The organism is Flavobacterium sp. HTF, assembly GCF_003105115.1.
In the GTDB taxonomy this organism is placed as follows: domain Bacteria; phylum Bacteroidota; class Bacteroidia; order Flavobacteriales; family Flavobacteriaceae; genus Flavobacterium.
Window position 1 is genome coordinate 94,649 of the sequence record NZ_QETH01000005.1, and the last position, 22,366, is coordinate 117,014.

The 22,366-nt window shown below is 36.9% G+C and carries 16 protein-coding genes; 6 read left to right on the forward strand and 10 right to left on the reverse strand.

The genetic code is table 11. The features are described from left to right. Positions 1-238 precede the first annotated feature (238 nt). From DCO46_RS02670 to DCO46_RS02680, 3 genes are all read right to left on the reverse strand, one after another. A complete protein-coding gene (locus tag DCO46_RS02670; protein WP_116751052.1) occupies positions 239-3,469 on the reverse strand; it encodes a TonB-dependent receptor in 3,231 nt (1,076 codons plus the stop codon). Positions 3,470-3,531: 62 nt separating this feature from the next. After that, the gene (locus tag DCO46_RS02675) at positions 3,532-4,374 is read right to left on the reverse strand and encodes a FecR family protein (protein WP_116751053.1); all 843 of its coding nucleotides are present in this window, start codon (positions 4,372-4,374) and stop codon (positions 3,532-3,534) included. Between the two features lie 406 nt (positions 4,375-4,780). Further along, complete coding sequence (locus tag DCO46_RS02680; protein ID WP_116751054.1) at positions 4,781-5,353, reverse strand: RNA polymerase sigma factor; 573 nt, start codon at positions 5,351-5,353, stop codon at positions 4,781-4,783. Positions 5,354-5,866: 513 nt separating this feature from the next. Between DCO46_RS02680 and DCO46_RS02685 the strand changes: the two genes are divergently transcribed. Together DCO46_RS02685 and DCO46_RS02690 are read left to right on the forward strand one after the other, a co-directional pair. After that, entirely contained in the window at positions 5,867-6,436 is a 570-nt protein-coding gene (locus tag DCO46_RS02685) for a Crp/Fnr family transcriptional regulator (RefSeq protein WP_116751055.1), read from the forward strand. Positions 6,437-6,497: 61 nt separating this feature from the next. Beyond that, positions 6,498-6,887 carry a DUF4260 domain-containing protein gene (locus tag DCO46_RS02690; RefSeq protein WP_116751056.1) on the forward strand — a complete coding sequence of 130 codons (390 nt, stop codon included), beginning with the start codon at positions 6,498-6,500 and terminating at the stop codon, positions 6,885-6,887. A gap of 58 nt (positions 6,888-6,945) precedes the next feature. Here the strand turns inward: DCO46_RS02690 and DCO46_RS02695 are convergent, their stop codons facing one another. From DCO46_RS02695 to DCO46_RS02715, 5 genes are all read right to left on the reverse strand, one after another. Then, positions 6,946-8,769, reverse strand: coding sequence for an alkaline phosphatase (locus tag DCO46_RS02695; protein WP_116751057.1), 1,824 nt, complete (start codon positions 8,767-8,769; stop codon positions 6,946-6,948). 188 nt (positions 8,770-8,957) lie between these two features. Next, positions 8,958-10,496: a RagB/SusD family nutrient uptake outer membrane protein gene (locus DCO46_RS02700; RefSeq protein WP_116751058.1), complete on the reverse strand. Its 1,539-nt coding sequence runs from the start codon at positions 10,494-10,496 to the stop codon at positions 8,958-8,960. Between the two features lie 19 nt (positions 10,497-10,515). Further along, a complete protein-coding gene (locus tag DCO46_RS02705; protein ID WP_116751059.1) occupies positions 10,516-13,905 on the reverse strand; it encodes a SusC/RagA family TonB-linked outer membrane protein in 3,390 nt (1,129 codons plus the stop codon). Positions 13,906-13,964: 59 nt separating this feature from the next. Next, positions 13,965-14,885 carry a FecR family protein gene (locus DCO46_RS02710; protein WP_116751060.1) on the reverse strand — a complete coding sequence of 307 codons (921 nt, stop codon included), beginning with the start codon at positions 14,883-14,885 and terminating at the stop codon, positions 13,965-13,967. 113 nt (positions 14,886-14,998) lie between these two features. After that, a complete protein-coding gene (locus DCO46_RS02715; protein ID WP_116751061.1) occupies positions 14,999-15,553 on the reverse strand; it encodes an RNA polymerase sigma-70 factor in 555 nt (184 codons plus the stop codon). 93 nt (positions 15,554-15,646) lie between these two features. Between DCO46_RS02715 and DCO46_RS22605 the strand changes: the two genes are divergently transcribed. From DCO46_RS22605 to DCO46_RS02730, 4 genes are all read left to right on the forward strand, one after another. Next, positions 15,647-15,802, forward strand: coding sequence for a hypothetical protein (locus DCO46_RS22605; RefSeq protein WP_165828789.1), 156 nt, complete (start codon positions 15,647-15,649; stop codon positions 15,800-15,802). A gap of 186 nt (positions 15,803-15,988) precedes the next feature. Beyond that, entirely contained in the window at positions 15,989-17,371 is a 1,383-nt protein-coding gene (locus DCO46_RS02720) for an exonuclease domain-containing protein (RefSeq protein ID WP_116751062.1), read from the forward strand. Between the two features lie 66 nt (positions 17,372-17,437). Further along, positions 17,438-18,217 carry an exodeoxyribonuclease III gene (xth, locus tag DCO46_RS02725; RefSeq protein WP_116751063.1) on the forward strand — a complete coding sequence of 260 codons (780 nt, stop codon included), beginning with the start codon at positions 17,438-17,440 and terminating at the stop codon, positions 18,215-18,217. 115 nt (positions 18,218-18,332) lie between these two features. After that, complete coding sequence (locus tag DCO46_RS02730) at positions 18,333-18,788, forward strand: DUF1810 domain-containing protein (protein ID WP_116751064.1); 456 nt, start codon at positions 18,333-18,335, stop codon at positions 18,786-18,788. 29 nt (positions 18,789-18,817) lie between these two features. Here DCO46_RS02730 and DCO46_RS02735 read toward each other — a convergent pair whose 3' ends face one another. Continuing rightward, positions 18,818-20,311, reverse strand: a complete 1,494-nt coding sequence (locus DCO46_RS02735) for a hypothetical protein (protein ID WP_243416236.1) — start codon at positions 20,309-20,311, stop codon at positions 18,818-18,820. A gap of 40 nt (positions 20,312-20,351) precedes the next feature. Next, positions 20,352-22,196, reverse strand: a complete 1,845-nt coding sequence (locus tag DCO46_RS02740) for a T9SS type A sorting domain-containing protein (RefSeq protein WP_116751065.1) — start codon at positions 22,194-22,196, stop codon at positions 20,352-20,354. Positions 22,197-22,366 lie beyond the last annotated feature (170 nt).

The window sequence follows — 22,366 nt, forward strand, 5'->3', positions numbered from 1 at the left end:
TAATAGCCTACTCTTGTGACCTGGATTTTTTTTGCAGATTTCTATCGTGTGAATCTTACTTTATTATCTGTTGCAATTCTTCAAAGAAATTATTTTTAAAAACAGCTGTTAAGATTTAAACTTCTTTCTTTTATAAACATTAGACTACAAAAGGAAGAAAAATCACTCCTGAAATTATCCTTAACGTTTTCTTAATTTTAATTCGCACTTATGTTTAAAAAGGGCCTCTCTATGTTAATTAAAAAGAATAATTTATAGAGAAATTGAAGCTTCTTCCGCTCCAGGCTTTGAATAATTTTCTGTCAATATCCGGGTCGTATTTATCTGTGGCTCCCGCTCCCAACACTCTTTGGTCTCTTGGATTACCATTTATATCAAAAGGAACCAATTTGGAATAACTGTTCTTGTTGTTGTAGGTTTCGATAGCAGTATCAAAAAGATTTTTAATCCCGAATTTCAATTCTATATTTTTTTCTTTCCCAAGTTTATAACTCATCTGGGCATCTGTAACTGAATAAGGCATACGTATTTCTTCTGCATCATAATCAAACCCTACTAAAATATATTGGTCACCGATAGCATTGTGCCTGATACTAAATCCTGCACGGTCTCCTATATAATCCAAACCTAAATTGTAATTATAAGGTGCCTGTCCGTACAAAGGGCGGTTGGCTTCATAAAGTCCTCCCGTACCATCAATTTTGGTATAACCCGTCACTTTAGTATCGTTGAATGCTGCGTTACCGCATAAGAAGATTTTCTTCAGAAGATCTCCTTCACCCAGAAATGACAGATTTTTGTAGATTTCAAATTCTACCCCAAAAAGCTTCGCGCTGTGTGAGTTCATATTGTAAATAGTACGCGTCGCGCCGTCTTCCCCAATTTGCGTTACACCTTCAATTGGATCTTTAATGTCTTTGTGATAAATACCAAAAGAGATAATTTCACCCTGAGACGGAAACCACTCAGCCTTAAAATCAAAATTCTCTACTATCGTAGAAACAATTCCACCCGTATAATTCAGAACCATTGCATTTCGGATCGGGTCGTAATAAGGCATGTTTAAACGTTCTGAAAACTGAGGACGCAGTACTGATTTGTTATACCCCAGCCTAAGATTTGTTTTAGAAACAGGACTTACCGTCAGGTTTACAGACGGAAGATATTGCCATACGTCATCATCTTTTTGCACGGTTTCAAAATTTCCGGCATTATCAGACTGGCTGGCAATCTGTGTGTAAACATAACTTTCTGCACGAACTCCCCACACCAATCGCACATATTGACCGAGCTTATTATCGAGCATTAAAAATGGGGAGTGTACTTTTACATCTCCTATATATTCATTACCATAGGTAGCAATCCTGTTCCAGCCAAAGCCTCCCCAACGGTAATAGGAACCGTCCAGTAATTGAGAAATTGGAATATCGACATTTGCCCTGTCTGTTCCCTGACCAATAACCGTTAAAGCGGCTGATTCCTGCTGGTTGGTGGCTTTTTTATAGGTTCCGAAATAACCTGCCTTGATGTTGTTCTTGAAAGATTCGCTTAACTCAAAAGCATAATTAAAATTGACCCCAACGTTGTAATCTTTCTCAGTATTGTTAAAATTGGATCTTTTAAATAAGTCCGGAGCACTATTATATATCTGCTGATAAAGAAGAACATCATCTCCCACTTTTCTCCTAAGGCTGGTCATAAAAGTGGCATCCTTAGTATCTTTTGTAGTACCCGAATAAGCACCAAACCAATTGATTTCTAAATTCCCAAGCTTATGATTCCCTTCTATTTTGTTTTGAATAAAAGTCTGGTAAACCGGATAATCTGTTTCTCTGGTATCAGGCAACTTTGTTCCGTTTAAAATATCACTGGTTGCGTCTTCCATTCTCCAGCCCGTAATTTGGGTTAACTGGTTGTCATACATATGCATGTAAGTATTACGAATGGTAATTTTATGTTTTCCGAACTGAAAACCGGCATTTAACATTCCGCCTAAAGTCGAATTGAAGCTGTAGGAAGCACCGGAATTTTTATAGCCGTATTTTGCAAAAGTCGAATACCCGTTTTCTGTTTCAGGCAGAAACTCCGTATTCGGTTTATAACTCCCTCTTTCTGTATGGTCTATTTCTAATTTATCCTGGGTGTTTTTGAAAATTGCCGAACCAACAAATCCAAATCGGTTATCATTCTTTAGCTCATATACTTTTCCTATGGAAAACTGCAGTGAAGTTCCCGGAGCTGCATACGTTTTATAAGTGGTGAAATTATCCTGAGTAAATCTTTTGGACTGCTCCAGAAATGGTGCGGATTCTGCTTCTGTAGCCGGAACTTCGATATTTACCAGACCGGAAGGATATTTTCTTGTACCATCATCAAAGCCCAGATAATCATTCGAACCTTCTTCTTTGGTAAGACGGTCTTCAAATGTAGCCCTGCTGTTATAAGAAGTTCCTATAGAAAATGCCATGAAATTTTTTCTGGGAATATCTTTGGTTTTTACCTCTACATATCCTCCGGCAAAATTGGCATTCATATCCGGAGTAGCATTTTTACTCACGATAACGCTTTCTACCATTGCAGTAGGGATAATATCAAAATTAAACTGGTTTTGGCTCGGATCTGTACTTGGCAAATTAACCCCGTCCATCACAGCCTGGTTCCAGCGTTCTCCCATCGAGCGAACAACTACATATTTGTCGTCGATTGTGGTTACGCCCGTAATACGTTTTAGTGTACTTCCAACATCTTTATCCGGTGTTCTGGCAATTTGGGCGGCAGAAATTCCGTCAGAAAACTGAGCCGCTCTTTTTTGCTGTAAAAGCATTCCTTCTGTAGAAGCAGTCGCCTTTTGAAATGTTTGGGTAACGACCACTTCATCCAGGGATTCTGCGTCATCATTCAGTACAACATTTAGTACAATGTTACTGGCTCCGGAAAGTTTTATATCGGTTATTTTTTGTGTCTGAAAGGATACAAAACTTACTTCAAGTGAATAAACCCCAAGTTCTAAACTGAACTCATAATTTCCGTCAAAGTCAGAAACGGTAGCAGTATTGGTTTCTACAATTTTTACAGTAGCGCCAGGTAATGCAAGACCATTTTTATCGACAACTTTTCCTGAAATATTTCCGAGTTTTTTGCCGGAAGCCATTTTTTTGTTGACCGCAATATTGGTATTGTTTCTTCTGAAATTCAAATTGGTAAGAGTCTGAAGTTCGTTTAAAACAGCATCAATAGAAACATTATCCTTTTTTAGGGTAATAAGCGGTTTGCTAAAATCGATATCTTTTTGATAAATAAAACGATAAGGAGTTCTGGATTCTAAATTTTCGAAAATTTCTTTTGGAGAGGCATTTTTAAAATCTACCGATACACTCCCCGTTTGAGAATAGGCATTCGTCAGACCTAAGAAAAGGCTAAAAAACAGAATTTGTACGGCAACAGGAAATTGCCTTAAATAATCATTCATAATTAAATAATTTGTTTTGGTTTTGTTTATGGATAATGTTGATTTTTTTGGGTCTTACAAGCTTATTTACTCACTATATAGCTATCATTGCCAGTTGGCTTAATGGTAATTTCCAAAGCAAATGCAATGGTCTGCAATATCTCCGGAACGGCTTGTCTGGTGTCAAGAGTTCCTTTTACCTGAAGCATTTTCAAATCTTCGGTACTATATTGAAGCGTAAAATGATGATCGGTACTCAACTGCTCAATAACCGCTGCCAGCGTCATACCATCGACATCAATAAGTGCTTTTTTCCATTCAGGTTCAAGAATTGCTGTTTTCTGTTTTTTGACCGTTTTATTGTGTGCAACAAATATGGCAGCGTACCCTCTTTCTATAAAAACAGCATTTTGTGTGCTTTCAACTTTTACTTTTCCGGTTCTCACATTTACTTCTGCAATATTACCATACGCCTTGACATCAAAAGAAGTTCCTAAAACGGTAGTTTTTATATTTCCGGAGCTAATTATAAAAGGGCGTGTCGTATCTCTTGCCACTTCAAAAAAAGCTTCTCCTTTTAATTTTACGATTCTCTCGTTAGCAGCAAAATGTTCGGGATATTCGATTTGGGTGTTTTCGTTTACCCATACACGTGTTCCGTCAGACAAACGGAGCAGGCGGATATCCTGCGGAAAAGTCTGTGTGATAATTTCAGGGGTTTTTGATTTTAATGCAAAATAAAACTGATATCCTGCCATAGAGATTAAAAGTGCAGCGCAGGCCGCAATCGCTCTTCTGAAGTTATTTCTGCGTTTGTTTATTGTGGCTGCCGAAATGTTTTTCCACATTCTGAATTTTATTTCATCAGGAAATAGTCCCTTCTGTGGTAATTCATCCCATTCTTCTTTGAATCTGTTCAATTTCATCTTATTTGAGTAAAAATTAATATCTAAGGAAAATCCTCAAATATTCTTTCTACACACATTAGATATGGTAACCTCAAAAAATCACGGGCAATTCAACTCTTAATGATTTTTTAATATCAAATCAGGATAGTTATTTATAAACAAATGAAATACAGTGTTTTAATATTTTATTTCAAAAAACAGATTACATTTAATTTACATATTGGATACGTTTTATAAATAAAGGGACAAAGGTGTGATAGAGACGCACTGCTGTGCGTCTTTTTGTGTTCAAAAGAAACCTGAAATAAAAAAGGGACAAAGATGCAAAGATGCAAGGTACAAAGATGCAAAGGTACAGAGCGACAAAGATTTTACGCTTTTGGAAAACCTGAAACCTGAAACCCGAAACCTCAAACAAAAAAACTTATGAATGCTGGTAATGATTAATAAAAACCAACGCAAACCAATACAATTCATGGCTTTTTACAGAATTTTTCTTGAGGTATTGCAGTGTTTTCGAAATCTGATTGGCAACGGCACTCTGGGACATTCCCATTTCTGCTGCGATTTCTTTGTAGCTCATTTCGTCAAATTTATGGAGCGTAAAGATCTTTCTTCTCTTTTCAGGGATTTGCTGTAGTAAATATTCAATTTTCTCAAGTTTCAAAGAAATACTGGGTTCAGCTTCTTCCGTGCTGTCCAGTTCTTTAACCAGCTGCATATACTCTATCGAGAGAATCTTGTTTTGTTTTTTATACCATCTTGAAATTTCCTGTTTACAGCTTTTAAATAAAACAGAATCCAGTTCGATATTGGGGTCAATTTTAGTGCGGTATTTCCAGAGATGTATAAACACATTTTGGGTTATATCTTCCGCATCTGCGGGCTGAGCATATTTTTTTACAAAACAAAATACTTTAAAATGATAGAGTTCGTAGATTTCCTTAAAACAAGAATCATCTCCGTTCCTCAATTTTGTGATCAAAATAGTGCTCATAATGTAATTTTAAATTGGAAAAGAATCCTTACAAAATTACCTTAAAGAGAGTGTCATTATTTTGCAGTCTGACTCATTTAATGATTTATTAATATTGAGTCGAAAACCACTTGAGAAGATGGAAGATTTATTGAATTTTACCTGCCGTACAAAGTTGCAGACATGACTGTAAAAAAACTGCAGCTATGTTTATGAAGTACACAACTGCAGTTTCAACTAACTATTCCAAAACAATAACTTAAATAAAGTGGTGAATTAAACAACTCTATTTTTTTAGCGAATATATGTATTAATTTAATACGAACACTAAAAAATATCGATTAAATGTTCAAATAATCCGATGAAATGCATTTTACGACGATTTACGGCTAAAATAAACTTTCATGAAAGCGCGGGATATGAAGGAATGAAGGCTATTTATTCGTTTTATAAAAATTGAAAAAACTTCTAAAGGACTATAATGTTTGAACAATTTTATGGCTAATTTAGTGGCTCTATTAGCAGAAAATATAAATGAACGAACTTGAAATTCATATTCATCAGCATTTTGACATCAGTTTAGACGATTGCCAAAAAATCTCCAAATTGTTTAAAATGGAAACTCTCGAAAAGGGCGGTTATTTTTCGAAAGAAGAGAAAAGCTGTAATAAATTAAGTTTTATTGATGAAGGCATCTTAAGGATATACACCTCTTTACCTGATCGTGAAATCACACAATGGATCGCAACACCGGGCTATTTCCTGACTGATTTACAATCTTTTATATACCGCAATCCATGTCGTTTTACTATTCAGGCCCTGACAGATACACGTTTATACACAATCGATTATGAAGATTATCTGACGATAGGAAAACTGGTTCCTAAATGGAATGATTTTGAAAAAATGTTTATTTCTAAATGTTTTATCATGCTGGAAAACCGCGTTTTTGATTTTATCTCACTAACTGCAGAAGAGCGTTACAAAAAATTATTTGATACCAATCGGGAACTTTTTAATCTGGTACCATTGCAATATCTGGCCTCCATGCTGGGGATGACACCGGAAACTTTTAGCAGAATACGCAGAAAAATGATTTCTTGATTTTTGTCAAGAGATTCAAATTGTAATTGCTTCTACTTTTGACTCAACAAAAAAAGTCAAAATGAAACCACAAAAAGTAATGGATTTTTCCATCAGAATTGAAGAAGCAGCAATAACAGCAATTTCTATTTATTTTTTATCCCAAAATAATTTAGGCATCTCTGTCTGGCTCTGGATATTATTGTTTTTTAGTCCGGATATTTCTATGCTGGGTTATCTCGTGAACACAAAATTTGGAGCTTTTACATACAATTTGTTTCATCATCGTGCAACTGCATTAGCAGTTCTTGCATTTGGATTTTTGAATCATTCTGAAATACTTACCGCTGCAGCATTTGTCCTTTTAGGTCATTCTTCGTTTGACAGAATGCTGGGTTACGGATTAAAGTTTCCGGATAATTTCAAGCACACCAACTTAGGCTGGATGGGCAAAGAGAAAGATATTATATAAAAACAAAGCACAATCTTTAGTTGGGATTGTGCTTTGAAATTTAGCTTTAAAGCAACGTTTACTTTGAAGACAAAAGCTCCATAATTTTAGTATAAATCGCAGTATTCTGATAAACTCCCGTAAAATTCTGAGCTCCCGGGCCGTAAGCAAAAACCGGAACCGTAATCGAAGTATGATCATTTGTACTAAAGCTTCCGTGAACATAGCCTTTTTCTATACTTCCGTCAATAAGAGAAAGTCCGCCAGTTTCGTGGTCTGCTGTAATAATCAGCAATGTTTCGGGGTTTTTATCTACAAATTCCATTGCCTGCCCCACTACTCTGTCAAAATCTAATAATTCACGAACCACATATTCTACGTTATTGCTGTGACCGCCGTAATCAATCTGTGCTCCTTCTGCCATTATAAAAAATGGATTTTTTGATTTTGAAAAAGTCGTAGTGGCTTTTGACAGCGATTTGGCTAAGAAATCTCCTCTTCCGTCTTTCATCGAAACTACAGCCGCATTTTCTAATACAACAAAACGGCTATTATTGATCGTATCCAGAGAGCTGAATTTATCCGAAAAAGTATAGCCTTTCTTTTGCAACAGTTCCGCAAGGTTTTTTCCGTCTTTTCTGGATTTAAATTCATTTGTTCCTCCTCCTATTAAAATATCAGAAGGATGTGATAAAAAATCTGCTGCAATAGCTTCATTGTAACTTCTCTCCGGCTGATGGGCATAAAAAGCTGCCGGAGTTGCATCTGTAATACTTCCTGCCGAAATAATAGCGGTTTTATAATTCTTTTTGGTCAATTGCTCTGTAATCGATTCAAGAGGTTTTCCTTTTTCGTCAACGCTGATAAAGCGGTTATTGGTTTTGTGACCGGTTGCCATGGCAGTTGCTCCCGCAGCAGAATCTGTAATATAACTATCTGAAGCTGCAGTTATAGAAAATCCCTGAGTCGGAATATTAAACATGTTCAGCTTGCCTTTATTGGCCGTATAACCCGCATAAATCTGAGCCAGCCCCATTCCGTCACCAATAAGAAGTATTACATTCTTAGGCTTTTTATTTTTGAAACCTGAAACATTTTTAGGCGTATAAGTGTCATAAAACTGGGTATTCTGATAAAAGGTTGTTTTCAGGTTTTTGATAAACTGCGTCAACGCCGGAACATTATCTGTACCTATAAAATCAACATGCAGATTCATCAGGGTCATCCAGGTATTTACATTGTCCTGTGTGGCCCAGAATCTTATTTTTTTGTTTTGATCGTGTACTTTTTTAATGATCGCCTGTATTTTTTCTGAGTCCGGTTGTGTCAAAACACCTTTTCCGTTCCAAACCGTAATTTCGTGTAAATCTTCACTAATCATTTCTACACGGGATAATTCCTGCGGAGAATACGTTTCGTTTAGTCTTCCGTCAAAATAAATAAAATTCGGATAGTCATTCCATTTTGATGCTAAAGGCCTGTTTCCGGAAATAACCACTTTCAGGTTTTTATTTGAAATTAGATCCGGATACAATTTTAGCTGTTCAGCAATCAGTTTCAGGGTCGCATCTGCATCAGATTTAATATCAATCATTAAAATTAATGGCTTGTCACTTTTATATGCTTTACCGCCTAAGGTTTTGAATTTTAGCCTAAGTGGTTCCAGATAAAGGTTTCGAAGTGAATTATCAGGATTAATTTCTCCGGAAGTATGCGCCACGATCAAATCGTTTTTTACTAAAAAAACATCTGCTTCAATAACTCCTGTTTCGTTAGAATAAGCCTCATAAAAAGGAAGTTTACCGGCATAGTCATTATGCGAATGAATATTGGCAGAACTGTATTCCTGTGCTTGCGCGAAAAGGCAGAAATGGAGGCAAAAAAGGGCTATTATTTTTTTCATTTGAAATCTGTTTTTTTTCAATCTTATAAGCCGTAGGTAACTTTAAGAATCGAATATTATTTAATAACACAAACCAGTCTTATTTAAAAAACTGGTTTATGAAGTATTGGTATCCAGTCCGTCTATTTTATACAACCACAGGCCCGAAAGCCTGCAGCAGATAAAAAACACAAACTAAATGAAACTCTTTATTTCCAGCCTTCATTTTGCCATAAAGCTCCTTTGCTTACTGCAATTTCGTCCGGTGGAATTGGCCAAACATGGTGAATTAAAGGATTAAAATTACGCGCCGGATAAATTTCTGTTCCGTTGTAATGGTGCAGCGGTTTTGCATAAGTTGCCTTTGCATCTCCCCAGCGTACCAAATCAAAATGGCGGTCTGTCCATTCTCCTGCCAATTCACATCTTCTTTCTCTTTTCAAATCTGCAAGTGTTGCTCCCGAAAGGTCTCCAAGATTGGCACGGTGACGAATCATATTGATTTCGGTATCAGCATTCTGACCTTTCATCAATTTCGCTTCCGCTAACATCAAAAGAACATCTGCATAGCGCAAAAGCGGTACATTTAAAGCTGTTGAAGGCTTATCTCCGTTTGCATTTACATAACGAATGTCTATTCCGCCTGAAGTAGTTTTTGCATAACCGAATGGCTCCATATATTTTTTAAACTGGTATCCTGTTCTGTTACTTGAACTCACTACATATTTTCCTTCATTGAAAGTAACCAATTCACCAAAATACATAAACTGATCTCCTTTTTGTAAAATCGTAGCACTACGTCTTTCATCTGTCGGATCATAAGAATCGAATAATTCTTTGGTCGGATAAAAATTTCCCCAGCCGTTGTAAACTCCCCAGCCTTTATCTTCCAGGCAAACTCCCGGAAAAATAGAACCCAAAGAAGTATTTTCTGCACTTGAAGTTACCGACCAGATGTATTCTGTTGACCAGTTGTTCTTAATTTTAAAAACATCTTCAAAATTGTCAAGCAGTTTGTGTTTTCCGCTTCCAACAATCAGGCTGGCATATTTAATAGCATTATCCCAATCCTTTGCATACAAATAAGTACGAACAAGATATCCCCATGCAGCTGTTTTGTGCGCACGCCCATAATTATCCGGTGTCAGTTCGTTAAAATAAGGTAATAATTCGGCCGCTTTAATTAAATCGGCAGCGATATAAGCGTAATTCTCCCCTACGTTTTTAGTACGCGGTACATATACATTGGTCGGGTCGTTTCTGTCCTGAATCGGAATTCCGGCACGATCATCTCCATAGTGATACGCCAGTTCCAAATGCATTACAGCATGATTAAAATAAGCTTCTCCCAACATCATATTCCTTGTTTTTTCGTCTAATGGAATATTCGGAATATTACGCAGGACATCATTACAGCGTTTCATTACCTCATAATGCAGTCTCCAGATATCTTTGGTATCTGATTCTGATCCGTCAACAATAAAATTCTTGATACGTTCTGCATTTTGTCTTGGTTTGGTCCCGATATCGTCACTGGCATTATTCAGCCAGAAAAAACCACGCCCATACATATTATCATCCGAATACAGTGCATAAATGGCATTTACTCCTGCTTTTGCATCAGCCGGAGTTTTCCAGAAATTTCCGCTTGACGGAGCTCCCTGAGGCACTACATCAAGTTCGCTTTCGCAAGATACTGTTCCCAGCAGCAGTGCAAAACTCAATAATACAATACTTAATTTTTTCATCTTATGTGTTTTATTTTTTTTAAAAAGTTGCATTTATACCGGTCATGTATATTCTTGATAGCGGGTAACGCCCCAAATCCATTCCGAAATTGTCTAAACCAACCTCAGGATCCATTCCTGAATATTTGGTAATGGTAAACAGGTTCTGACCTGAGATAAAAAATCTCAATTTTGCTTTTCCGTTCAGCCAGCTTTCTTTTACGGTATAACCGATAGAAAGGTTTCTTAATCGTAAGAAAGAAGCATCTTCAATATAAAAATCAGAAATACGTCCGAAGTTGTTATTGTTATCTGTTGACGAAAGTACCGGCACACTAGTATCCGTATTGGTTGGAGACCATGCATCTTTAGAATCGGCCAATAAATTATATCCCGGGAACGAAGCGTTTAAGCCTGTATGTTTAACAGCATTGAAAACACTGTTTCCTGTTACCGCATTCAAAAAGATATTCATATCAAATCCTTTGTATCTGAAATTCGCATTTAAGCTGTAAGTCGCTTTTGGAAAAGGGCTTCCTAATACCACTCTGTCGCCGTTATTGATCACTCCATCTCCATTTACGTCTTTGAATTTGATATCTCCGGCAACAGCATTTGGCTGGTAGATATCTCCATTAGAATTTACATACGCTTTTGCTTCTGCAGTACTTTGAAATAATCCGTCTGTAGAATATCCGTAAAAGGCTCCTACCGGACTTCCGACCTGATAAATATTGGCCAATGGCAAACTTCTTACTCTGCTCAGGTTAAGAGGCTCCAGAGAAGTTAAATCGTCTTTAATAGAAACAATTTTGTTTGTCAAAAATGCCGCATTTGCCGTCACATCAAATTTAAATTCACCACGAGTTTTCTGGTACGTCAGACTTGCTTCAATACCTCTGTTTTCAACATCTCCGGAGTTTACAATTCTTCCGTCAGGAGTTCCTGCCACACCCGGAAGCTGGTCACGCACCAACATATCCTTGTTTGTTTTTACGTAAGCATCCAAAGATCCTGTCAAAGCATTATTTAATAAACTGAAATCCAAACCAATGTTGGCTTGTTCTGAACTTTCCCATTTTAAATTTGGGTTCGAAAGTTCTCTTTCAGAATAGCCATAATTAATAACCGGTGTAGCACCAATTAAACCAGAAGTCTGAGACAATGGTACACTAAACTGGTATGGTCCTAAGTTTCCTAAGTTTCCGATTTGTCCCCAGCTTCCGCGAAGTTTTAAGCTGCTGATTATTGGATTAAGTCCTTTCATGAAACCTTCTTCAGAAATCAGCCAGCCCGCAGAAACAGACGGATACACTTTCCAGCGATTTTGCGACAAAAGTTTTGATGTTCCGTCACGACGAACAATTCCCGAAAGTAAATATTTCTGATTGTAATCGTAATTCAGCCTTCCTACGTAAGAAGAAATAATTTCTTCATTTAATCCTGCACCCAATTGCTGAATCAATTTGGCATTTAGCAAATAACGCTGTGACGGATCTTCACTGTCAAAACCAGTTCCTTCTACATCATAAAATTCTCTTTTGGTCTGCTGAAAAGTATATCCTCCCAAAGCAGAAAAGTTGTGGTTCCCTAATGATTTTTCGTAAGAAATCGTCTGCTCACTCAAGATATCGGTAGTAGTTGCAGTACGTTGTGTTAATCGGTTAAAATCGAAAATTTTTCCCGGCTCCGTAATTTTTACATCAAACTCTTTATAGTCACTTTGAATTCTGGTATAACCCCAGTTTGATTTTAATTTCAATCCCGAAATCACTTCCCATTCTGCATACGGATTTAATAATATAGTAGAAATAGGATTTCGGTTGTCCAGCCTTTTTAAATAAGCAACCGGATTTATTACGTCACCATAAGAACCAATATATTTTTCCGGTACACCGCCAAATTGCCCTGAACCATCTTCTCTGTAAATCGTTGCATTTGGAGGGTAAAAAATGGCTCCCAAAATAGCTCCTGTGTAAGCATTAGCTGTATTGGCAGTCTGTCCGTCGGTTAAGGAATAACTCATGTTTTCGCCGATAGTAAAATTTGGTGCCAGTTTAAAAGAAGAATTGGCTCTTGCTGTATAACGGCTTCCGAAAGTATTTAATAAAATACCTTCATTTTTTCTGTAACTTCCTGAAATGAAAAAATTAGATTTTTCTGTTTTTCCGTTGATCGAAATTGACAAATCCTGAATTTCTCCTGTCTGGAAAATTTCATCCATCCAGTTTGTTTTTGTCGTTCTGGCTGTTGGTTCAAACGCAGGATCAAAACCCGGAATTCTTGGCATTCCCGCATTATCTCTTGCCGTGTTCATTGCATCTGCATATTCGGCAGCATTCAGGACACCCAGTTTTTTAGCCACATTCTGAAAACCTCCCTGATAGTTTACATTCACATTAATACGTTCTGAAACTCCTTTTTTAGAAGTAATTAAAATAACTCCCCCGGAAGCTCTAGCACCATAAATAGCAGCAGAAGCAGCATCTTTCAGGACACTTATCGAACCAATATCATTAGGATTTATGGTATTTAAGGAACCGCTGTAGATAATTCCATCCAGTACAATTAAAGGAGTTTCTTTGTTTAAAGATCCGATACCACGAATATTAATAGTAGGTTCGCTTGTTGGGTCACCACCGTTATTAATTACAGTAACTCCGGCAACGGTTCCCTGAAGCAATTCAGCAGCATTATTATACGTTCTGCTTGAAGTTTCTTTCATAGAAACCGAACCAACAGCGCCCAAAACTTCGCTTTTCTTAACACTTCCGTATCCCATTACCACAACTTCCTGAAGCTGTTTCATGTCGGCGGCTAATTTTATGCTTAGATTGATTTCTGATTTTGTTATTTTAATTTCCTGCGTCACATATCCTACGTAAGAAAACATAAGCGTCGCTTCAGAAGCATTGACTTCCAGTTTAAAAGTTCCGTCAAAATCGGTAGCTGTAGCGGCATTTGATGTTTTGTCCTTAATTCCGACACCCGGAAGAGGCATTCCGTCATCTCCTCCAAAAACAGTTCCGCTTATCGTAATTTTATTCTGATCAGCACTCGCAACTTTTTGGTTTTTTCGGATTACAATATTGTCTTTTACAATTTCGTATTTCAATAAAAAACTCGAACAAACTTTATCAAGTGCCTGTTCTAATGTTACGTTATTTAATTTCAGGCTAATTTTCTGATTGCTGTTAATCTGGCTGCTTTCGTACATAAAATGCACATCAGCCTGCTTTTCGATTTCCTGAAAAATATTTTTTATTCCTTCATTTTCTACCTTTAAGGTTACTCTTTTGTTAATGTCAACATTTGCTGCTTTTAGCGACATTCCCATAGAAAGTAAAGCCGTAAGAAAGAGCAGTTTGGGCGATAACGCTTTTTTGATCTTTTGAAAAGTTGCGGTGTCCCGCATTTGTTTTTCAGTCATAATTGTGGAGTTTTTAATTGTTTTGATTGTATAAAGTTTGTTGTGTAGTTTTATTTAAATTATTCGATTACATAAATCCCGGCCTGCTGATTATAACTGGCATTGATAATATTGCATACCAATCCAACGACCTGATCTGCCGGAAGTTCCTTAAAGTAAGCACTGATCCTGAGATTACCCAGGTTCTTGTTTCTGAGTTCTACCGCAACATTATAATCACGGCTGATCGTGGCAATTACTTCCGAAAGCGGAGTATCTTCAAAAACAATGATGTTTTTCCGCCATAGCGAAATGGAATTTATAGGCACATCTGTAAAAGCATGGAGTTTGTTGGTTTTAGATTTAAAAACCGCTTTTTGTCCCGGTGTTACATTTACATTTTCGTCTGTAACAATCGATTTTACATTTACTTTTCCTGTCACTACAGAAACTTCCTGAATGTGTTTGTCGGGATAGGCCTGAATATTAAAACTGGTTCCCAACACCTTAGTATCCATTTTATCGGTATGAATGATAAAAGGATGTTTGGCATCTTTCGCAACATCAAAAAAAGCTTCTCCGGTTAAAGTCACTTCCCGTGTATCTCCTTTAAAAGTTTTTGGATATTTTAGTACGCTTCCGGCATTAAGCCAGACCTGAGTACCGTCTGCTAAAGTGATTTTGCCGTGCTGACCTAATTTTGCAGCATATTGTTTTTGAGAAACTGCTGTCGAAGCTTTATATAAAAACCCCGACAATCCCAGTACAAATAAAATGGAAGCCGCCATCATCCATTTTTTAGGATGCAAAGAAAAAACGGAATCTGTTTTTTTTATTGCATTAACTTCTCTTCTCAGTTTTGATTTTGAAGAGGAAATAAACAATTCGTTTTCGGGATTATTTTCCGGATTATCGTACCAGTTATTCCACATCTCTTCTCCTTTTAAGGAAGGCTTGTCTGCTAAGAAATGTTTTATATTATTATATAATTTATCAGGCATTATAATTTATTTATCTTTCTAATAGTATGTCTTGAAACTGTATTTTTTGGGTAGGTGCAAAAGGTTACGCTTTTGTTAAGAAATAAAAGCCGTATTTACATTGCAGATTTTTGTCAGTTGAATTCTCCGAGGTAAGTCCGCATAAATTTCAAAGCATAGGAAATATGATATTTTACGGTTTCATGAGAAACGTTTAATTCTTCGGCAATTTCCTTATTGGTATATTGCTTGAACCTGCTGAGAATAAAAACTTCTTTTGATTTTTTGGGAAGCAAAGAAGTCGCCTTATCCAGTGCCTCCTGAAGTTCATCATGATAGATAGATTCTTCGGTTGCATTGTGATCAAGCGAATCGCTTAGGTTTCTGTCGATCACTTCTTTTATATACTGATCTGTAATAGTGTTTGATTTAATATAATCTAAAGTGGTGTATCTCACAGAAGTATATACATAAGCCGAAAATTTCTGAATCGTTAAATCATTGCGTCGTTCCCATATGTTGGTAAAAACTTCCTGAACAATTTCTTCTGAAACAGGAACAGATTTCATTCGCTGATAGACAAAACGCACAAGTAAATCCCTATACCGAAAATACAATTCATCAAAAGCCCTGTCTTTTCCTTGTTTTAATAATGCAACAAGTTCTTCGTCAGTATATTTTTTATACATGATTGGTCACTTTTAGAGATATTACGCAATAAAAAAAATGTACCGGAAAAGCGTATTCGATTGTGTTTTTGTGATGTGTCCTTAAATTAAAGAATGACATATATACAAGTATTGGGTTCTTATAATATGTCTTCAAAATTAGCCCTTAGGGTAGGTCGAAAAGGTTACGTTTACATTAATAAAACAGCAGGTTTACTAAACATATTATTAACATTTGAGGCTAAATGTTACCGTTATGTACTAATCTAAGAATATCCCTGTTAAGAACAACTTATTGTTACAGACTGTAACAAAATGCTCTTTTCTAAGCCCAATTCGTTCCTGAAAATAAAGTCGGATAAAAAAGTTTTGTAGTTTTGTTATTTCAGGTTATTTCCCTGAATGTCAATTATAAATTACATCAAAAAAACGCACTGGTTTGTCGAAAGGAATTAAATGAAAAAGCAGGAATATGCCATAGTAGATATTGAAACCACAGGCGGAAATGCCAGTGGGAGCCGTATTACGGAAATTGCCATTATTATCCATGATGGTACCCAGATAATTGATCGTTGGGAAAGCCTCGTCAATCCCCAAAAAGATATACCGCTTCCTATTTTTGCCCTGACAGGTATTAATAATGAAATGGTACAGAATGCACCCATTTTTGATGATATTTCAGAAAAAGTGCTGGAGATGCTTACCGACCGTATTTTTGTCGCACACAATGTCAACTTTGATTATTCGTTTGTACGCCACCAGCTGGAACAGGCCGGATTTAAATGGACCGCAAAAAAACTATGTACGGTACGCGCGACAAGAAAAATCCGCCCCGGTTTGAGTTCCTACAGTTTGGGGAATCTTTGTAATACACTGGATATTCCCGTTAACGGAAGACACCGCGCGGGTGGCGATGCTGATGCGACTGCTATTTTATTCTCCCGTTTATTGGTTTGGGATGAAGAAGGAGAAATGACCAAAATGATCAAAAAAACAGCCCAGGATCAACGGCTGCCTCCTAACCTTCCTCCTGCTGATTTTGAACAGTTACCCGAAAAACCGGGAGTGTATTATTTTTATAATGAGGTAAAAAAAGTTATTTATGTCGGTAAGGCTATTAACATAAAAAAACGTGTTGCTTCTCATTTTAGCGGGCATAAAATTACCCCGCAAAGACAAAATTTTCTCCGTGATATTCATTCCATTTCTTATGAAGTTTGTGGCACTGAATTGATGGCTTTATTGCTCGAATGCAGTGAAATCAAGAATTTATGGCCGGCGTATAACAGGGCTTTAAAACGTTTTGAAGCTAAATTTGGACTGTATCAGTATGAAGCGCGTAATGGATATAAATACCTGGCAATCGGAAAATTAAATAAATTCCAGGCCTGTACGGAAGTCTTTAACAGCGAATTTGATGCGATTAATCTCTTGCGGAATCTTACGGAACAATTTGATATTGATTACCGTTTTTGTAAATATTCAAAACCGGAAGAAGGAGAATTTATTCAGAAAAAAGATTTATCTGAACTGCCTGATGTGGATTCCCATAACGAACGAATCAAAAATGCCATTGATTTTCTAATAAAAGGCCGCCCGAGTTTTGGTATCATCGATAAAGGCCGCACCCCGGAGGAACGCAGCTGTATCTGGGTTGAAAACGGTCACTTTTATGGAATGGGTTATATTACAACAGACATTACAATTACAGAACCTTCTGAAATTAAGGATTATGTAACACAGTACAGAAGCAGTAATTATATCATGCAGCTGATTTCTTCATATGCTGCAAAATATCCTGGTAAAGTGTTTTCTAATACCTCCAAAAAAGTAAAGTAAACCTCTTAGGAATAATATAATGCATTTAATATTCGTAACTTAGGATATGAACTAATGTAATGTATTATGAAAATTGCCACCTATAATGTCAACGGAGTCAACGGACGACTGAATGTTTTACTTCGATGGCTGGAAGAATCCGCTCCGGATATTGTCTGCCTTCAGGAATTAAAAGCACCTCAGGACAAATTTCCGGTAAAAGCTATAAATGATGCTGGTTATAACGCCATCTGGCATGGACAAAAACAATGGAACGGCGTTGCGATTCTGGCAAAAAATATGGAAATTGAAGAAGTCACACGCATCCTTCCCGGAGATGATGATGATTTGCAAAGCAGGTATATAGAAGCACTGATAAACGGAATCGTAATTGGGTGTTTATATCTTCCAAATGGTAATCCGGCGCCCGGTCCAAAATTAGAATATAAACTGAAGTGGTTTGAGAGACTGGCAGATCGTGCAGAAACACTTTTAAAATTGAAAATTCCGGTGATCCTTGTGGGCGATTATAATGTAATGCCAACCGAACTCGATGTATACAAACCAGAACGCTGGGTGGATGATGCCTTATTCAGGCCTGAAGTCCGCAAGGCGTTTAAGGATTTAGCCGCACAAGGATGGACAGATGCTATTCGGAAATTACATCCGGATGAAAAGATTTATACCTTTTGGGATTATTTCAGAAATGCGTACCAGCGTGATGCCGGGCTTCGAATTGACCACTTTTTACTTAGTCCCCAGATAGCCAAATACCTTCTTTCCGCCAGCGTTGACCGACATGTCCGCGGATGGGAAAAGACCAGCGACCATGCTCCTGTCTGGATAGAAATTGATAGTCAAAAATGAATCAGCCTGTAATTATATAACAAACAGAAATAATTATATAACAAATACTTTAGACTCGCATGTATTTTTGAATGACCAAAACAAACACTAATACAACCTTTTAAAATATACTGCGATGACTTACGGAAATACTGATTTAACTCGTTTTTTAGATGCTCAGAACAAACTTTACTTAACTGCTTTTTCGGAAATAAAAAAAGGAAAAAAAGAAAGCCACTGGATGTGGTTCATTTTTCCGCAGATAAAAGGTTTGGGCAAAAGCAGTATTGCTGATTATTATTCTATTGCTGATATCAATGAAGCCACTGCTTATCTTCAGCATCCTATTTTATCAAGACATCTTGTTGAAATATGTAAACAACTATTAGTAAGTGCCAAAAATAAATCTGCCGAAACAATTTTAGGTGATTTGGATGCCCGAAAATTGCGATCTTCCTTAACGCTTTTTAGCCAGGTTGAAAATGCAGATCCTATTTTTACAGAATTATTGAATAGATTTTTTGCAGGTGATTTAGATCCGCTTACACTTTCATTAACTACGATTAGAACTCCGGTTGAAATGTCAGCATAACAGAATTAAATCTGTTATGCTGATGTGAATTACTTGAGTGTGATTGTCATATTTGGTACAACGATAGGACCCGTCAAACCGCTATAACGTTGCGCATATATTTCAATATAATCGCCATTTGCCAATTCGGCTGTACCATTTACTGGCAGTACCACTATATCACTGGTTGCTGTTCCACGTCCATAGATTTTGTATTGGGTTAGCACCGTTCCATTTTTGGCAATGTATATGATATAAGTCCCGGCAAACGGAACCTGAAAAGAAACGGAACCTGCAATCTGAAAGACTCTTTTCTTTTTACCCTGATAAAGTAATCTCGCCGGATCTGAAGATGGTGCTGAAAATCTGAATAAATTAGATGTAGTATAAGTAGTTCCTACTCCACCAATCTTTACAATATTACTTGGGTTCGAACTATTAAAAGTTACGTTAATACCACTACCAACAGCATAATCAACAGAAAAATCGCCCGTAGCGTTTGTGTCCGATTCGGTAGGGATTCCCGCAGATCTTACATTCCAGTTATTATTAAAACTATATCCGGTGTAACTTCCTGCTGTATATCCTTTTACATAGGCTCCTGCCCCCGTTGTAGTACCGGTAAAGACTACTGATTCTAAAACGGCATCTCCGTTAATGACAGGATTATTAGATACATCAATACCTACTGCTGTACCTGTGACCTGACTAAACCCTCCTTGTTTTTCTATAAGAGTAAAAGTTCCGGTATATTTTTCAAAAGTCCCGGCATTACTGGAAAACCATGCGAGATTACTAAGTAATGCATAATTGATATTGTCGAAAGTTATTCCATTTGCATTGGAAAGAAACTGAATAACACTAAAAAAAGTTAATCCAAAACCGGAAATAGAACCAACTGACTGACTGGATGCGATTATACAATCTCTCATTAATAAACTCTGAGTTGCCGCACCACTAAGGCTAAAAACGCTTCCGGCAGAAGAACTTAGTGTTAATGTCTTAATGCTTCCCCCGGTTGCACCGACAAAAATTCCTCCAGAACGGCTTAGAACATCTCCATTAGCATCCTGACCAACAATATATGAATTATTAATTTCTATTGGTAAATCCAATGCTATCGTTCCATTTATTTCGTATAATGTATTGGCATCCATCAGATATTTTGTTCCGCCTCCGGCAGTTTTTTCTGTAGCCAGAACGGTTGCCAGTACATCTGTAGATTTTATAAGTTTATAATTTAATCTTGAACTTGATCCATTCACCAGTGGCAGCCAGCCGTTTCCTGTTGCATAATAAAATACTGATTTTAGGGTTAGATCATAAACCATTAAGCCTTCTGCCGGAGATGCAATTGCAATTCTCTGTGCTGTCGTCATCCTCGGAGGCAGCATTCCCTGAGTAGTTGAAGTTATATCAAGTATCGAACTGGCATTTGGCGTAACCGTTCCAATTCCGATTTGAGCATTTGTTATGAAAGTGAAGAGAACAAAAAACAATAACAATAATTTCTTTTGATTTTGCGGAGTAGAGATAGTCATCATGATTTCTAATATTAATTGTTGATATTATTCTTTTTTGATTTTATTTACCTGAATTAGATATAAAAACTTTTTGAGTAAGTTTCTCGTTATCAGTAGTAAGGAATTCAGCTATATAGATACCATAGGTAAGTCCGCTTGTAGAAAAAGCATAATCGGAATCATTACCCAAAGCTTTTTTCGATAAGACTACTTTTCCGAGCATATCATATAATTTAAACGATTGTATGGACAGGTTATTCGGGTTCGAAGCTTTTAGGACACTATTGAGATTATCCTCATAAATGACAAATTGCTTCTTAACATTATCAGATGTGCCCAGTGACGTATTTGTAAAAGTGATTTTAAATCTTTCCAGATACGTTCCGGGAGCCACCGTAACCAGATAAGATCCGTTTTTAATATCATGATACGTCTTATCCAAATCATCATAAATAAATATCGGCTGAGACGCATCAAAGCTTATTATTTCCGGTATATAAAATTTAAAAGTGGCTTCTGTAGTAACTTTTACTTTTAAAGGTATTTTTTTCGTCACATCAAAATTGACCCCCTGAATGGTATAACTTCCGCCTTCTAACCAAAAAGTCACATCATTAGGAAGAGAACCGTCTATATTGTGAGCATCTATACCATAATCAATCCCATCGGTAGCTTCGGGTACAAATGCCAAAGCAAGCTGTCTGGTAAACTGATTGTCAATGATGGTATTCAACCTGAAAAAAGATACGGGAGTTGTTTCCTCTTCATCATTTTCTTTTTTATTACTTTCCTTTTTAGCTGTATCTTTTATATCCTTCTCTTTTACATCCGGATCTTTTATATTTATTTTTGCAAATTGAGTCAAACCTCCCCCTTCTTTATAAAGTACCCTATGCGAATTTTTGAATGTTGCCGTTCCGCTGGCAGTAGCAAAAATCACAAATCCCTGGCCTATAGGCGAATATTTACGCTGTATCGCAAGGTTTGATGAAACTCCGGTATGATTTACAGAGCCATCACCATTATAAGTATTGAAAGTCGCCGGAACATATACACCATTTAATCCTACACCCATCGGAGAAAAAGTTCCATAACCTCCTTTGTAAGCCGCCACAAAATGAGAATTTACCGTTTTGTCCTGTTCCCAAAAATAAGCTACTCCTCCGGTTGCTGTATTGGAAGGATCCAATAGAAATGCGTTTAAATGCAAAGCGGACGGATAAGGATTTCCGGTTAAAGTGGAATTACTCGCACCCAATGTTATCGTAATATTCCCGTCATTGGGTTTCCCCCTGAAATCATATCTTTGGGCAGCGCCGGGATTATTTGTGACACCTGTCCCTTCAGGATTTAAGGCATCTGTACCGGCTGTTCCTTTCATGGTAAAACCTTCTCCTGCAGCTAATCCATTTGTTTCGCCTACATAAATCCATTGCGAATAATTGTCGGCATTTACTAATTTATAAATCCATCTGGTAGATATTCCCAACGGGACTGCAGTACCATTTTGGGTTCCCCAGGGCAACATAGCCGCAGGAGTTGTTGCTGTAGAAGTTGTGGGACGGTTTAAAAGCTTGATTCCGAAACTTTCATTTCCTATTGTTGACGATGGATTCCCTACAGGAGAACACCAGTAATTATATTCATAACTATCTGTGGTTCCTTCCTGAAATACAGACAGTTTACCCAGTCCCGTATTGGTTGAAGTAGTTGTAGTTCCCTGAACAAATTGCGAATTATTCCTTAGATATAAATTGGAATTAACAGCCAAATTTACATTCTGTTTGGCATACAGAACTTCGTTCTTTACATACATATAGGCATTTGGACTAAAATAAATCTGAGAAATAGATTTTGTAGTGATTAGTACCAAAACGAGTAATACTATTTTTTTTATTGCTCTCATTTTCAAAATATTATAGTTAATAAAGAACTATTTCTTTGCCTTTTGATTCCGTTAATTTTTGGCAAAAAATATCCACAGCTATTTTTTCAGGCTTTAGCCTAAAAAAATAATTGGCAGCATTCAAAACTTGCTTCAGTTCTGAATAATAATCTACGGATTTAAAAACCTAT

Excerpts from the sequence above, each read along its gene's own strand:
- xth (WP_116751063.1), top strand. The coding sequence starts at position 17,438 with ATGAAAATTGCCACCTATAATGTCAACGGAGTCAACGGACGACTGAAT.
- DCO46_RS02695 (WP_116751057.1), bottom strand. The coding sequence starts at position 8,769 with ATGAAAAAAATAATAGCCCTTTTTTGCCTCCATTTCTGCCTTTTCGCG.
- DCO46_RS02730 (WP_116751064.1), top strand. The coding sequence starts at position 18,333 with ATGACTTACGGAAATACTGATTTAACTCGTTTTTTAGATGCTCAGAAC.
- DCO46_RS02735 (WP_243416236.1), bottom strand. The coding sequence starts at position 20,311 with ATGATGACTATCTCTACTCCGCAAAATCAAAAGAAATTATTGTTATTG.
- DCO46_RS02670 (WP_116751052.1), bottom strand. The coding sequence starts at position 3,469 with ATGAATGATTATTTAAGGCAATTTCCTGTTGCCGTACAAATTCTGTTT.
- DCO46_RS02710 (WP_116751060.1), bottom strand. The coding sequence starts at position 14,885 with ATGCCTGATAAATTATATAATAATATAAAACATTTCTTAGCAGACAAG.
- DCO46_RS02715 (WP_116751061.1), bottom strand. The coding sequence starts at position 15,553 with ATGTATAAAAAATATACTGACGAAGAACTTGTTGCATTATTAAAACAA.
- DCO46_RS22605 (WP_165828789.1), top strand. The coding sequence starts at position 15,647 with ATGACATATATACAAGTATTGGGTTCTTATAATATGTCTTCAAAATTA.
- DCO46_RS02675 (WP_116751053.1), bottom strand. The coding sequence starts at position 4,374 with ATGAAATTGAACAGATTCAAAGAAGAATGGGATGAATTACCACAGAAG.
- DCO46_RS02705 (WP_116751059.1), bottom strand. The coding sequence starts at position 13,905 with ATGACTGAAAAACAAATGCGGGACACCGCAACTTTTCAAAAGATCAAA.
- DCO46_RS02685 (WP_116751055.1), top strand. The coding sequence starts at position 5,867 with ATGAACGAACTTGAAATTCATATTCATCAGCATTTTGACATCAGTTTA.
- DCO46_RS02740 (WP_116751065.1), bottom strand. The coding sequence starts at position 22,196 with ATGAGAGCAATAAAAAAAATAGTATTACTCGTTTTGGTACTAATCACT.
- DCO46_RS02720 (WP_116751062.1), top strand. The coding sequence starts at position 15,989 with ATGAAAAAGCAGGAATATGCCATAGTAGATATTGAAACCACAGGCGGA.
- DCO46_RS02690 (WP_116751056.1), top strand. The coding sequence starts at position 6,498 with ATGAAACCACAAAAAGTAATGGATTTTTCCATCAGAATTGAAGAAGCA.
- DCO46_RS02680 (WP_116751054.1), bottom strand. The coding sequence starts at position 5,353 with ATGAGCACTATTTTGATCACAAAATTGAGGAACGGAGATGATTCTTGT.
- DCO46_RS02700 (WP_116751058.1), bottom strand. The coding sequence starts at position 10,496 with ATGAAAAAATTAAGTATTGTATTATTGAGTTTTGCACTGCTGCTGGGA.